This window comes from Halococcus thailandensis JCM 13552 (genome assembly GCF_000336715.1).
In the GTDB taxonomy this organism is placed as follows: Archaea; Halobacteriota; Halobacteria; order Halobacteriales; family Halococcaceae; genus Halococcus; species Halococcus thailandensis.
Map to the genome: position 1 here is coordinate 1 of NZ_AOMF01000067.1, position 14,353 is coordinate 14,353.

Annotated in this window: 10 protein-coding genes and 1 pseudogene; 9 read left to right on the forward strand and 2 right to left on the reverse strand. The window is 56.4% G+C overall.

Going from position 1 to position 14,353, the window contains the following annotated elements; genetic code table 11:
• A partial coding sequence (locus C451_RS23245; RefSeq protein WP_007737501.1) for a hypothetical protein occupies positions 1–328 on the forward strand: 328 nt, incomplete at its 5' end.
• A 338-nt stretch (positions 329–666) separates the two neighbouring features.
• On the opposite strand, the pseudogene C451_RS02905 reads toward C451_RS23245, so the two are convergent.
• A pseudogene (locus tag C451_RS02905) lies at positions 667–2,002 on the reverse strand (IS4 family transposase).
• Between the two features lie 238 nt (positions 2,003–2,240).
• Here C451_RS02905 and C451_RS21635 point away from each other — a divergent pair.
• Both C451_RS21635 and C451_RS22450 read left to right on the forward strand, forming a co-directional pair.
• Positions 2,241–2,654: a hypothetical protein gene (locus C451_RS21635; RefSeq protein ID WP_152420363.1), complete on the forward strand. Its 414-nt coding sequence runs from the start codon at positions 2,241–2,243 to the stop codon at positions 2,652–2,654.
• 51 nt (positions 2,655–2,705) lie between these two features.
• A complete protein-coding gene (locus C451_RS22450) occupies positions 2,706–2,861 on the forward strand; it encodes a hypothetical protein (protein WP_161605823.1) in 156 nt (51 codons plus the stop codon).
• A 27-nt stretch (positions 2,862–2,888) separates the two neighbouring features.
• On the opposite strand, the gene C451_RS20645 is transcribed toward C451_RS22450, so the two are convergent.
• Complete coding sequence (locus C451_RS20645) at positions 2,889–3,536, reverse strand: DsbA family protein (RefSeq protein ID WP_080503454.1); 648 nt, start codon at positions 3,534–3,536, stop codon at positions 2,889–2,891.
• A gap of 163 nt (positions 3,537–3,699) precedes the next feature.
• Here C451_RS20645 and C451_RS02915 point away from each other — a divergent pair, with 163 nt between their 5' ends.
• The 6 genes from C451_RS02915 to C451_RS02940 form a co-directional block, all read left to right on the forward strand.
• Positions 3,700–4,311, forward strand: coding sequence for a hypothetical protein (locus C451_RS02915; protein ID WP_007737511.1), 612 nt, complete (start codon positions 3,700–3,702; stop codon positions 4,309–4,311).
• An 817-nt stretch (positions 4,312–5,128) separates the two neighbouring features.
• Entirely contained in the window at positions 5,129–9,859 is a 4,731-nt protein-coding gene (locus C451_RS02925) for a primase-like DNA-binding domain-containing protein (protein ID WP_007737514.1), read from the forward strand.
• A 1,293-nt stretch (positions 9,860–11,152) separates the two neighbouring features.
• Positions 11,153–11,641: a hypothetical protein gene (locus C451_RS02930; protein ID WP_007737515.1), complete on the forward strand. Its 489-nt coding sequence runs from the start codon at positions 11,153–11,155 to the stop codon at positions 11,639–11,641.
• A gap of 260 nt (positions 11,642–11,901) precedes the next feature.
• Positions 11,902–12,066, forward strand: a complete 165-nt coding sequence (locus C451_RS22455) for a hypothetical protein (RefSeq protein WP_161605824.1) — start codon at positions 11,902–11,904, stop codon at positions 12,064–12,066.
• Between the two features lie 172 nt (positions 12,067–12,238).
• Positions 12,239–12,400: a hypothetical protein gene (locus tag C451_RS22460; protein ID WP_161605825.1), complete on the forward strand. Its 162-nt coding sequence runs from the start codon at positions 12,239–12,241 to the stop codon at positions 12,398–12,400.
• 591 nt (positions 12,401–12,991) lie between these two features.
• Positions 12,992–14,353, forward strand: a 1,362-nt coding sequence (locus C451_RS02940; protein ID WP_007737518.1) for an SOSS complex subunit B family protein, incomplete at its 3' end; no start/stop codon positions are given.

A 14,353-nucleotide genomic window follows, 5' to 3' on the forward strand; every position in this document is an offset into this window, starting at 1 on the left:
CAGCGCGTTCATTGGTCATGTACGACTGCTGTCGGCGGGATGCCGTAATCTCCGTGACTCGGTTCCGCTACGCTACACAAGAGCGAAACATGAAGTTTACAGTGACGTGATTGACGAAGCGCGACGGCGTATTGCCGACGACTCATTACCGGAGCACGAGGTCAAAGCTGATCAGTATATCCCCGCACTCGTTTGTGAACTTGCCCAGAACGATACTGTTACCCTGGTAACTGCCGATAGGAAACTCCGCGACACAGTCGAAGAAATCACAGAACGTCAGAGAATCGCTGACCAAGTGACTCTCAGCGACCCGCTAACCGTATTGTGAGGTCAAGCCATGCTCTTGAGTAGACTGGTCGAAGAACCATGCGTTCTAGATTAGTGGCGGCTTGATCCGGCATCTGATTTGGTGAGTTACAGGACGCAGCGAAAATCGAGCGTTCCTCGATCATTCNCATGCGTTCTAGATTAGTGGCGGCTTGATCCGGCATCTGATTTGGTGAGTTACAGGACGCAGCGAAAATCGAGCGTTCCTCGATCATTCGACTGCCACTTCTGCGCCAGCATGTTGTCGCCAAGGGAATGGGGCGGCGCACTCACCGCTGTGAGTGCGTCGCCGACCCAGAGCTGCCGCTGGTCGGGACGCGTCCCCGACCATGGAAAGCATCAGGCGAATTCTGGCCAGAATTCGCCTGATTCGACCCGTTCGTACAACCTCGGTCGATGTGGATTCGGGTTACGTGATGCCCACAGCAACAACGCATCCAGATCAGGCAGATCGTAACCCAGATCGAGCATCACGTACAGGTGGATCAGGTGAGAATGGCGTTCAACGATGGTCGAACCACGCCCACGTGGAATCCGCGTCGACGACGCCGCGGCGTCGTCGCTCTCACGCTGTTGTGCGTCGAGTTTCTGGAGTTCGTCAACGATCACGCGGCTCATCATCAACGAGATCGCCGCAATGAGAATCAGCGCCTCGATCAGGTACGGGTCAGTGGTGTTGATCTCGTCGAGACCGAAACGTGATTTCAGCTCCTTGAATAGAAGCTCTACCTCCCAGCGCGCCCGATAGAGTTGTGCGATATCGGGCGCGCTGTACTCCTCTTCGGCGAGATTCGTCAAAAAGAGGTGATACTCGTCTTCGGTCGTATCACGGAGACCGACCATACGGAACGCTCGGGTCGTGCTGCGGCACGACCCTCGCTTGCGGTCGAAGGAGAGTTTGATATCGACATCGATTTCCTTGCGCTGCAGGTCGTCGATGACGTCCTGCAGCCGCTTGCCTTCGAGCGCGATGCTGTTTCCTCGGCGTGTTTGGAGTTGTTCGATGATTTCGAAGTTAGCGTTGGATTTGACGCGAGAGACGAACCAGCCGTCGTGGCCGTCAATCCAGTCGAACAACCAGAAATCGTAGAAACCGAGGTCGAAGAGAACGAGTGCGCCAGATGCCCACTCGCCGGTGGGCATCTGGCTGTTTTCGTGGGTCGAACCGTCTGTTGTCCGCCAATCAGTCGGAAGTCCCGTCGAGAGCGATTGCGTGAGATGGAGCTTCGCTCCAGCAACATCCTCGCGGAGGCTGTAGACGTCAGCTGCGTCGTTGTAGAGCGAGATGAACGTAGCATCGCGGATGAGGACGTCTCGAAAGTGTTCGAGACGGCCTCGGAGTTGGTTTCGGCCGGGATCGAGATCCTCGATGGCGTCATCGAGGATNGAGGAGGGCAACGAATCCGGGCGAAAACCACTCGTAGAACGATGAGTAGCAGAGTTCAGTGAGATCAGCCATCTCGACATAGCGTTCGAAGAACGCTTGGATGGAGCGCTGGGAGCCAGCACCGAAGCCAAACGCGAGTGTGTAGAACAGTGCGACGACATCGAACTTGCGCTGTCGTTGGATGAGATTCGTTGCGCGAGCGCGCTCGCGCAACTCATCACCGGGAAACGCTCTTTGGATGCGATCAACAACGACCGAATCCGGTGGTTCGTAGGTCACACGTTCCACCGGGTCTCTCATTCCGGTAGCTCCGGCGGTCTCCAATCAGCGGACAGCAACAGAGCACGGCGCTAATCTAGAACGCATGGTCGANTCGTGCTCTACTTCTGAGAAATCCCACAGCACTCAGCAAACCAGCTTCCGCACTCACCGCTCATTCTGGGCTTAAGCGATAACCAGTGACCGATTGGACGAAAAAAATGGGTTGGCGTTTTGGCTCCAAGTTGTTGGTGACGGATCGCCGATGATGAGCGATCAAGAAAGCCAAATCGAACGTTCGACCTTGCATCAAGTCGCGCATCTTGCTGGATACAACGATGAGCTTATTTATCCCGATATTGCTCAGATAGCAACACGGCTATTCGCCCATCATAACGGGTTCTTCTCTGATTTGAGAGATATGAGAGACCCCATGCAAATTGCCCGCGAAGATGTCCAAGAACTCATTTCCATCGCCAATCAGCTATATCCGTCTGACCAATATCCAGACGGTGCTGTCCAGTATCCTGAACCAGTATCAATAGAAGAGCGATGTGACCAAGCAATTGCACTGCTCAATGAATCTGATCTCACAACGTTTTGGTTCCAACTATTGACGTATGAAGGTGAAATCACAACGTTCTCTGTTTCTTCGGAAGGAGAAGCATCGGTGGATACATGACCTAAGCATCCCATTGAGTATGTTCATTCTGGCCCGGAAGGATTAGCAGACTTGGAACTGTATCAGCAGCTGACTGTCGAACCGCTCATCCAGCATCTGTTCATTGCAGCTCGAACCGCTGACAAGCCGCTCGATGAGTTTGGCGAAGAAAGCGTGAAATTGGCACAAGAACACAACTACTTCGCCGAAGAGCCATCTAGTCTGTAGTACGTCTCGCACTGTGTCTGGTTCGTTTCATCGGTGTTGGTCGATCGCGTCTGTGAGCTGTTTCGTATTCGGAGCTTCGAGTTTTTTCTCGTTAACAAAGATCGTTGGTGTGCCTTCAACGCCCTTCTGCTGGCCTTTCTGTATGTTCTCGTTGATGGTGCGGCAGTACGCTTGGTCACGAGCAGCCTTCCGCACCGGATCTGGTGCGATGTTGATATCCTCGGCGAGACTGGCGAACAGATCGTCTGAGAAATCGTCTTGGTGGCGGTAGAGCGCTGTCGCATAGCGGGCAAACGCTGTGTCGCCACTCCGGCGTTGGACCTCCCGTGCAGCACTCGCAGCCGGACGGGACCAGTCGTCAACTGGGATGGGGAAATCGTAGTGACGGTAGGTGATTTTCCTTGACTGCAGATACTGCTGGCGAAGCGTTGGCATGACGTTGAGCGCAAACTCCCGACAGTGTGGGCACGAAAAGTCGCTGAATTCGACAACAGTTGGCCCCGAACTCGATTGGCCGAGGGTTGGAGCGTCAAGGTCGGCTGGTGGAGTGGTCTCGCAGTCTGGTGTCGATGGACCGCCGCCGAAACCACCAGCACCGACGATATACAGGCCCGTGGCTCCAGCGACACCGAACGCGCCTGCTTTGAGATACTGCCGACGGGTGTACTTGCCCATTGTTCTATCAGGGGGTGCCATCCCGGAGGCGAACATCACGGACGTGTTGGTGTCGAGATGGTGGTACGATGGGATCGCTGCTGAAATCCATACTATGGTTATGGGATTGGATGATAGAAATCTTCGGGATAAAGATTAAATTGTCGGATGGAGAACAAGCAGCATGGCTTCTCACGATCGCGATCAGGACGCGCTTGACGGCGACACGCTTGCTCAGCGATTCAATCGCTCTCATCAAGAGGTAGGGGAATGTGATTACTGCTCGGGAAACATCACATCGGGGGCAGAGATAGCCCTCTACGCTTCGGACACGACTCTCGGCACCGAGAGTGGGTCCCAGTCGTCTCAGGCGTCTCAGCGTAGCTGGTGGCTGCATCGCAGCTACTGCGAAGGGTGTGACCAGCATGAGATTGTGTACCCACATCAGGGAACACACGAACTACTCTACGAAGCAACGATTACTGAGAAGGGGGAGTTGAGTAACTGTACGATTCGAGCGGAGTCGCCTGCAGACGACGGTGTGTCATGGGACGCAAGCGAACTCTTCGAGGCTGCCTATGATCGACCGTTGGAAGAGCAAGCACAGGAACTGGCTGCGCATGGCTATTCGTATGGTCATCAGGATATCGTCGACGATCTCAGGCTCGCTGGCATCGCCGTTTCGGATCTCTTCGATGGTGATGGTGATCTGCAGCTGTCGTCGCGCGAGCGGGACACGCTTCGAGAGCAACTGCTAGCGAATCTGTTGAAAACTGCTTCCGGTGGGGAGAGATGACTTTCACTTTCATCACCGAGCGTCGTCATCGCGACTGAAGACAGTGATCAGAAACGATGCTCACTCCCCTGACCAGCATGGATGTGAAGTAGGGTCGGTAGAATGGGATCCTAGGACCGAACTCATGGTTTCAGATGCGTCACGTGGGAAGATAGTAGCGGGAGGATGCATCCCGTTCAGCATCCCGCTGGTACTCGGTCGAGAGGCAGTATCGATCGGAGTGGGGTTAGAGCAGTCATCGATGGTGGCTCTCTCAGTCACTGCGTACGCGCCGCTCATTATTCGGGGGTTTATCATCGCGGGATTGATCGGTGGCGTCGCCGGGGCACTGTATGGCACTCACGCCGATAACCCACAGAAAGAGCGCTATACCCGTAATTTTCGGACATATTCGATGGGGCTTTTCGCTTGCGCCCTCCTGGTTGGGCTCGTCCTCGATCTCGTCCTCTGTTCTGGAGTCCTTTCGACCGAATGTGTTGATATTATCCCCTATGTTTAATTTGTACGAGCAATGAGATTGGGTTAGAGTTGGGTCAGTACCTATGCGATCATCCACACACACACAGCTGGTCTCGCTGGCACTGTCGCTGGTGACCGAGCGATGCCGTCGGTTTCGTATGCGCGGGTCACTCCAGAGGTGGATGGGAGAACACCAATGGTGGTGAACTGAATGGGATATACACGTGAGTACCTTCGGGTGACGCCCACTTCGGAGGAATTTTCGCCGCGAAACATTCCGGAGACGATCAGTACGTTTCACAAACTCTGGCGAAGTCGCTCATGCACGTGGAAGCAGGTGTTGAACGTGTTCTCTAGCATGACACCTGCCCCAGTGACGTTCGAGTTGATTGCGCTTTCGCAAGGGGAGGGTGAACCTGTCGAGTTCTACTACGGGGTTGACGATCCGAGAGAAGACGCCTTCGATACGCTGGAGAAACGACTACGGTCGATCTACCCGTCGTCGTTCGACATCGAACGGGTCGAAGAGGATCTGATCGCCAAACTCGTTCCTCCTGTTAAGTATCCAGCATCGGAGTTCGCCGATCGTCTCGAACAGGGAAAGTTGTACTATGATCCGGACGAAGATGACGATCGTGCCGCCGGACACACGCAGACACAGACACAGTCCGGTAGTGGATCAGCAGCAAGTGCGGACGGCGGTGTCGATGTCTCGGATGGTGCGCAGACGTTCACCCATCCCGATGGAACAGTGACGCTTGATCCGCCGAGTGCGGTACCAGATGATCGGTCGTTAAGCCATCTGTCGCGCCCGACGCTCGCGACTGAGATGGATGAACCCGAATCTGTTCAGGAGGATACACAGACGGATAGTCAGGGGAGCGAGCACGAAGAGAGGAATGACGTAGCCACATCTGAAGACAACGATTGGTCTGATGCTGCCGTCTCCGACGAATCGGACAATGACGGAGAACAGCTGTCGGGAGACGAGCAGTATGTGTACGCTCGGCCGCCGCTCGACGAGATCACTCCAGCTGGAGTCCGGTGGGAGGCGCATGCGGTGACCGAGAAAAAAGACTCTATGACGATGCTGAAGCCGTTTTCTGAACAAGCGCCGGCTTCTGTTTCATCGGGGGAACTCGACCGCGGAAGAGACGAACCGGTAAAAGCAGAGCCACCATTGGCAACGTTGATCGACCACCTGACCGAAGCCTCGCAACCGCTTGCATTCCAGGTCCTGTTTCGGCCGAAAGAAGACTGGTCACACAAGGCAAAGGGACGCCGAAGGGATATTCAAGCACGGACAACCACCTCGTACGAGACAGGATCATACAACTCCGGTCCGGGCGAGAGCGGCACATCGATCGAGTACGATGTCGGACCGGACGAAGGAAGCGATGATCAAATGCGATTGGATCTGTTGGATCAGGTCAATTCAAAACAATCGTTTTTCACGAACGTGCGCGCGTTTTCCGCACTGGTTGATGACGGTATTCCTCCGGATCTCGACGAAAAGCTCGATCAGATCTGTCCGGCGTTCGATATGTTCGATGGTGAATTTTACCGTATTGAAGGCGAGCGATTCGGGCAAGGGTTACGCGGGAATTTCTCGGCGAAGTGGTCGTTCAAACGCTTCCGCGAGCGGACGATGAAGGTCGGGTCGGGACTCATCCCTGGGACGGGTATCTGCCAGCAGAGCGGCACGCGGAACAACTGCCTCCCGAGTAACAAACTCCGGCCCGGCGGCCGGAGAATCCGGCCGGATTTCATCCTCGATCCGGACGAGCTCGCCAATCTCCTGATAGTGCCACCGTCGAACCAGCTCTCGGTGGAAGCGGCGCGGGGAGCACGTGCCGAACAGGAGGCTCGAAACCCCCAGCCACGGCCGCATCAGGATATCATGGGGAAACTACGAACCGGTCTCGCTACCGGCTTCGCAAAGGACAACGATGGGAATCCCGAGGATGTTCCAACATGCATCCCACCGGAGTTGTTGACGTTACACTATCTCCGGACCGCAATCACGGGTGCGGGGAAGTCCGTCGCGCTCGATAACGACATCCTTTCGCTGTACGAAACGACGGATGGGCCAATATTCGTCGTGGATGCGAAAGGCGGCGACCTGATGGAGAACTACATGCGGTCGCACGCCGCACGGTTCGGGTTTGAGGATCTCGAAGAGAACGTCCTGCACTTCAATATTCCAGATATCCTCCCGGGTATCTCGTTTTTCGATATCAGGGCAGCGTTGGATGACGGTCGGAGTCGGACAGATGCCATCCAGTATATGGCGGACTACTATGAAGAGATAATCAAGCTTGTGATGGGCAAAGACCGCTACGAGAAAGCGACCGCAGGGCCGACGCTGATCAAGCATCTCGTGAAGGCGCTCTACGACGAAGAACACGGCCTGCGCAACGGCAACAAAGACGGAATGTACCGAGAATCGATCGACTACTTCGGCCACGATGCACTCGAACGAGAGATCGATCAACTTCGGGAGGCAGATGAAGAAAATGATCTCAGCATCGCGCCACAATCGAGCGATAAGCAAACTCAGCGCGTGATCAACCGGCGTCTCAAATCAACGGAGCGGATGTTCGGTGCAGTGATCGATGGTGTCGAGAACCGCGTCGGGACGATCTCCGAACCAAAGCGGCTCAGGAAAATCTTCAACAATACCGAGCCACAGTTCAGCTTCCGTGACCTGCTCGACGAGCGCAAGGTAATCCTCTTGGACCTCGGAAATCTTCGCGAGGAGTCAGCACAGATCATGACGGCAGTGATACTGACGAAACTGTACGACGCGTTGCGTGACCAAGACCAGTCGGCAAAATCCGATGACTACATTGCTAATCTCTTGATCGACGAAGCGGCGTCGGTCGTGGTATCGGACACGATGAATACGCTGCTGTCGAAAGGGCGAGAGTTCAACCTAGGTGTCGGGCTGGCAACGCAGTTCCCCCAACAGTTCGAAGAGGAAGGCAATCGCAAAGTCTACCTCAATGCGCTGAACAATATCGGCACCAAACTGGTGGGGAAGATCAACGTCGACAAAGATCTGGCACGAGCGCTGTCACACGAGAATTTAGAGCCTGAAGAGGTGAATAACGTGATCAGTGCGCTGCCACGCGGAGAACTTCTCGTACAGATACCGTCGCCGACGTTCGGTGAAACCGGGCCGACACCGTTCACCGCCCAACCGATGAAGATACCGGCAGGGCACCCGGAAAGCGAGAATTCATTTACAGACGAGCAAGAAGCCAGATTCCAGAAAGCGCTGGCGCGTGTTCACGAACACACCCAAAACGAGTACGGGATCGTCGACGACGAGGGACCACCAGAAGAACAGACGCCGGAGGAGATTCTGGATTTGGTCGGGTTGGATACGAACAATCTCGACGTGTTGCTGGCACACGTGGTCGGCAATCTTCAGCTCCGTGTCGATATGCCAGCAGAACCAGATGCTCCAGATTCTCCGGACTCTCCGGGCTCTCCGGGCTCTCCGGATGAAACCGCACTGGATGAACCCACAGCAGACGATGCTAACTCGGTAACTGAGGACGGCGATGAAACGCCGGAAACGGGCCGGGATGCAAATGTGTGGATTGCCGCCGAGGACGTTGACGACGAAATCGAAGCGTACTTCGAGCGTGTCGAAGGTGACGTCTCACCACCATCTCGCGAAACGCTCAGCAACGTTCGCGAGAAATCACAGCTGTTCGAGATGCAACTAGGTGATGAGCACCAGCCAGTCGTGAGACTGACTGCGATGGGTGAAAACACCGTTACCATCGAGACGGGATCGGTCCAGGCGTCAGGTGGGGAAGACCACGACTCGGCGCTTGAGCGTATGCATACCGCGCTGTCGGCCCGCGGCTATCACGTTCAAGTGTTCGAGCAGGACCGGAGCGATATGGGTGATGCACAAGCATTCCACCCGGATGACGAGGAGACCTACGCCATTGAGGCCGAGACGACGACACCAGACAACCCGGGGAGGGTGCTGGAAAATCTGCGACGGGCCCAAGAAGACGGCCATCAGCCAGTGTTCGTCGTCGAACCGGGCGAAGACGACAAAGACTTCGAGTATTGGGCAAACCGTGTCGAAGGTATCCTCAACCCGCCGGTGAAAAACATCGTCGAGGAAAGCGGCGATGTCGCGTTGTACACGACCGGCGATCCGCTCAGGTTCAACGGCGGGCGTGCAGTCCGGGAGGCGACAAGCGAAGGTCGGCTATCGCTCTGGACCCAGAAAGGCGAAGAGCTAGTGTTGACGGACTCGTTGAACGTCGAGCACGCCACGCTATCGAGTCTTGATGAGGTGGGTGCAATGCGAGAGTTCCCCGGCGTTGCGCACTATAACGAAACCGACGGCAGCTACACAGTGATCAAAGACAACGGCGGGAAACTGACGTACCCCGACCGTGAATCACTCAGGGACAGGTGGATCGAAGTGAAACGGCCATTCATTCCCGAGATCGATCTGCCGAATCCCGAGTTCGATCACGACGACTATCACATCGTTATCCTTCCAGAAGATGATACGAAAGCGCCAGTCGTTTACAGAGATGGTGCGACACATTCACTCGATACATTAACCGACAGATCTATTGAATCAACCACGGTATCCTCGCCTTCTTCCACCCAATCAGAGGACGGAGAGAACAAACCATCCGAGCAAGAATCGGCAGTAAATGAGAATCCAGATTCGGATGCAAACAAGTCAGTCACTGACACTGGGATTGACGATAATAGTCAAAAATCTGGTACTGAAAGCGAGACATCTATGAATAACGTAGATGGATCGGAAAAAACCCCCGACGAAGAACTCCGAGATCCGGACGAGGGGGTGGCTGCATTTGCCGCTACTTATCTTGTTGAGGGAAAGGATACTGTCACTCCAACTGACGAAATTTACGATCAATACGAGAGGTACACAGATGAGTATCAATTCGAAACTCGGAACCGAAGTCAGTTCACACGCTCGCTGAAGAGAGAGGTTGGTTTTGAATTCGAGTCAGAGCGAAAACGGATTGACGGTGACAAAACTACAGTCTATGTTGGTGTCGACATCGTTTCCAGATAGACTCTACCTCTTTCTTTTATTCTGAGGTGTATAGACGATCCGACCGATGAACCACACCAAATTCTACTTTTGGAGGAATCACTCCAAATCGCCATACGGAACCGGTGGACAGGCGATTTTAACCGAATCCGAACAGGCGATTCTCATTCATCCGAATATCTGACACAAACCGCAAGAGGGCGTGGGTGGACAGGCGATTCTTGATTAAAATTTGTCTTTTCATAGTTCAAAATCGTCTGTCCGGCCGTCACGTCATGCGATTTTACTCGTTATGGGGGTGGGTGGACAGGCGAAAACCAACTAATATAGATGGGGGGGTGGCCGTTGGCCGAGGCTTTCAGCCGAGGGTCGATAAGACAGGAGGGAAAACCAGGGGTGAAACAATATGTCGGGAGGTAGAGGGCTACCTCCGCAATCCTCACATACGACCATCACCTCACACCCACAGTACTCAGTCACTCAGCACACCCTTAGCAACGACACTCCAACCGAACCTCCAGAACCATCAGCATCCACACCAAACAGTCATCGAACTCCAACTGCAGCTCACAACAGACCGCACTCAGCAACCGATCACCGTACTGACCAGGAAACAACACCGACAGCAACGACCCCACGAACAATCACGATCAGCAACAACACAACCGACCAGCAAACAGCCTCACTCGAGCCCAGAACAGCCTCCGCATCACGACCATATTCACCTAGGTAGCCATGGCTGCAATCCGACGTATCTCTCTCAAAACTGGTAGATTGATACCAGGGATATCGAGAAGTTGATTTGGACCACTTCCCAGAGGATCGAACCGGCTGATTTGTCATCCCCAGAGGGATGGGGAAACTGACAATGAAACTCACCGCACTTCTCAGTAGCATCACAGCACTCGCCACGACCCAGGACGCATCGTCATCACACATCCACTCGACAGAAACACTCTCAAAATCTGATATTGAAAACTGGCCATGCCAAGCCCAGCTGATCTGCGACCATCCACCCCGAAAACAGCACGAGCGACTGGATGGTGAATTCGTCCACATCCTCTGTGAGTGCGGAGCCTACCTCGACAGTCGAGACGCTACACCCCGCGACGTATCACTCCCCGAATTCGGCTCAGTCGCGTGGAACACAGACGGGCAGCAATGAACTGCCTCGGGGTCAAGCCCCGAGGCTTCCTGTGTCCACGACGTGCTTTGCAGACACTGATCGTGTATCCACAGAGAGTAACGGACGGATGGCAGGTGTGTACGAAGCCCCATTTGTCGCACACCCCGAAGGGGTGAGGTGTTCGGAAGATGGCCAGCACTCAGCCACCGACGGACGAACAGACACGCAACTGCCCCGACTGCGGCGACGAGATGGACTACGACGTCATCCGCGAACACGGGACCGAATTCGCAACGACGCTGTACCAAGGCTGGTGGTGTTCGAACTGCTCGAAAGGCATGATCCACTGCGGCGACTGCACCAGCCTGCACCACCCAGACTTCGAATGCGCGCCGCAAAAGAAAGCCCGCCTCGAAAACGCACGGGAACAATGGGGCGGGGTCGCAGAGATCCCCCGATACGGACTCGTCGACATCGACGAGTGCGAACTAATCGACGACGATACGGCAGTGTACACCAAAGACGGCCACTGTCCACACTGTGGCGGTGACCTCATCTTCGAACTACGGCGAAACCCCCGGTTCGCACACCGACGGCCCCATCCCGATCCAGAATACACAGCCATCGCCGAATACTGCTCAGAAATCACCGACGGCTGCTCATATCGACGCAGCTGATAGCCCCCTTTTTCCCATGTCTGCGCCCGCACAGCACAGCACCGCACCGCATCGGGTTGGGACTCCCTCCGGTCGTCCCAACCCTGCTCCGGACACCGGACCGTCTCAGCCGTCCCAATCGCCTCGTCTCATCACAACTCAGTTCAGCTCAGCTCCTCTCCTCATCCGTGTCGCACCACCGAGCCCAGCAGATCGACGAAGACCGGTGTGTACGCCAGCCCATTTGTCGCACACCCCGAAGGGGTGAGGTGTTCGGAGAGATGAGTTCCTACAGCCGTGCCGACGGACGCACAGATGGCGAAACATGCCCCAACTGCGGGCACACCGGCGACCCAATCATCCACGAACAGCGCGTCGACCACGCCGATCCCAGCAACACAGTCCCGGTTCTCGCCCAGTGCGGCGAATGTGGCTACCCGCTCTAATTCCAGACCAATGGATTCCATCACCGATCGCATTCGACGACACGCGACCAGTTCCCAGACACTGACAGACGTCATCATCAACTCCGTTCGCCAACGCTACCGACAGCACATCACCGACTCTGACTCACCGATCGAACAACGACTGAGCGTTCGGTCGCACAGCAACCAGCCAATGGACGAAGAGCTCCTCGACGCTGGCTACGCCGAACTCGGCGACACCGTCCAAGCCTACTGCGATCACCCATCGAAACTCCAGAACGAATACCTCGACGGCATCCATCTCCACCGAAGCTGTAAGTGCGGCACGTACCTCGGGCTCGTCGACGACCAGTAGCGCCGTCCCGGCTTTTTTGGTGTGCGACCACGGCCGGACGGTGTGTCCGCCCCGCAACCGCGACGCGTGGCACATGCGTGCCACGCTGCTTCCACACTACAGCCTCCTGTCCATCACGACCGCACCGCAACCGAAAAACGCATCGCGCGCGTTCCTCACGCGCGTTCAGCACGATCGCGACCGTACCGCGGCTGCTACCGCGACCGTTGCCAGACCGCAACCGCTACCGGACCACGACCGCTACTGCTACTGCTACCGCTACCGTACCGTAACCGCCACCGTACCGCTGCCAGACTACTCCGTACTGCTACCGCGACCGCGACCGTACCACTACCGCACCAGCTGTCCATGACCGTCTATTTCCAAGGATGCTCCTTCCGATACGATCTGTTAGTAGGGGTTTTTACAACTCTCTCTGGTCAGTTTTGTCTCGTCCAAGAGGACGGAAGACAGGTGTGTACGAAGCCCCATTTATCGGGCCCCCCGAAGGGGTGAGGGTTTCGAGAGATGAACGTCGTCGATACAGCGGACAGCGACGCCTCTCCCGCACAAGCAGCGGTGAGGGGGGATGAAGCCCTCAGCCCAAATCCAATGAGTTCTAGAACTCAGAGCGGTAAGACGGTTGCGGTCGCACAGGATGAAAACGAGAACGGTGTGGACGCGGAAGCGGGTACGGAGCGGTGTGCGACGCGGTTCAGAGAGCGGGGGAACGAGGCGACGAACGAGCACGTGACGCCGGGAGACACGTTCACGGCACCAACGAGCGTGACTCAGCGCGAGGGTGAGAGCGGCCTCGGTCGAGACAACATCGCCCTCGACGTGCGCGAGGACGATGCGGGCGGCGTCACCAGCCCGGTTGCGTCACAGGTCGCATCGGACGAAATCCTCGCTCAGGTGGGTGCCACCGAGAGCGGTCAGCCGACGGTGACCTCCAAACAGCGCGAGCTCGACATCGAGACCGAGCAGGGTGAGAACGTCGTCTACATGGGCAACTTCGACTTCGCCGATACGGGTGACGATCCCTACGACTGGACGTGTGCCTTCGACGACCAGAGTCGGACACTCGAACAGGAAGAGCGTGCAGCCGGCGTCGAAGCCGAGTTCGATCGACACCACGACCGAGCTCACGCCGCGCACGAGCGCGGCGAGGAGCCCGAGCAGGCCACTGCAGCGGCCACCAAGCGGCTGGCTCAGTCGTGGCTCCCCGACCCTCGCGGGACGACGGTCGGGGAAGTGCGAGAGGAGATGGCGGCCGAGGCGTCGAAGCCCCATCCCCGAGAGCGCACCTCGAAGGAGGTCGCCGGGGAGATCTACACGGAGGCCAAGCGCATCCGAGAGCAGTACGCCGAAGCATGCCCGAAGACGCATCGCATCGCCACGGACATCGCCGAGCGCGTCGCCGCTGGCGACGAGCTGAACGAGGCGATCCTCGCAGCCGATGAGCACGTTGGCAGTACGAAGCCCATCTCGGGCCAGCGTCAGTACATCGCGAACGTCTCGAAGTGGCAGTGGGATGCAACCATCGAGGGCGAAGTCGTCACCCTGTGGGAACCGAACGATCCCGCGAGTCAACAGCAGGTCGGGCTGGTCGATGATGGCTCCGGGCAACAGTGCAAGGTCACGGTCTGGAACAACTCCTACGAGGAGACGATCCTCCACGAGGGTGACCGAGTGCGGATCATCGACGGTGAGCCAGATCGGTACAACGGGCGCCCGACGTTGGCCGTCTCCGGTCGAACTGAGATCCAGGTGCTCGAAGAGGGTGATGGACCAGCAACGAGATCGCCCCGACGGACGGATGGGGTGGACGTCCCCGAGACTGTCGATGTCACGATCAACATCGAGAGCATCTTCAACAGTGAGGGCGCGGTGGATGGGACCGACACCGATGCGTTCACCATCGACTTCGCCCAGAAAGACCTGTCTCTTATACACATCTCTGAGCGGGCTGGC

Coding starts and splice junctions, on each gene's coding strand:
- C451_RS02925 (WP_007737514.1), top strand. CDS start 5,129: ATGACACCTGCCCCAGTGACGTTCGAGTTGATTGCGCTTTCGCAAGGG.
- C451_RS02930 (WP_007737515.1), top strand. CDS start 11,153: ATGGCCAGCACTCAGCCACCGACGGACGAACAGACACGCAACTGCCCC.
- C451_RS02915 (WP_007737511.1), top strand. CDS start 3,700: ATGGCTTCTCACGATCGCGATCAGGACGCGCTTGACGGCGACACGCTT.
- C451_RS21635 (WP_152420363.1), top strand. CDS start 2,241: ATGAGCGATCAAGAAAGCCAAATCGAACGTTCGACCTTGCATCAAGTC.
- C451_RS22455 (WP_161605824.1), top strand. CDS start 11,902: ATGAGTTCCTACAGCCGTGCCGACGGACGCACAGATGGCGAAACATGC.
- C451_RS22460 (WP_161605825.1), top strand. CDS start 12,239: ATGGACGAAGAGCTCCTCGACGCTGGCTACGCCGAACTCGGCGACACC.
- C451_RS20645 (WP_080503454.1), bottom strand. CDS start 3,536: ATGGGCAAGTACACCCGTCGGCAGTATCTCAAAGCAGGCGCGTTCGGT.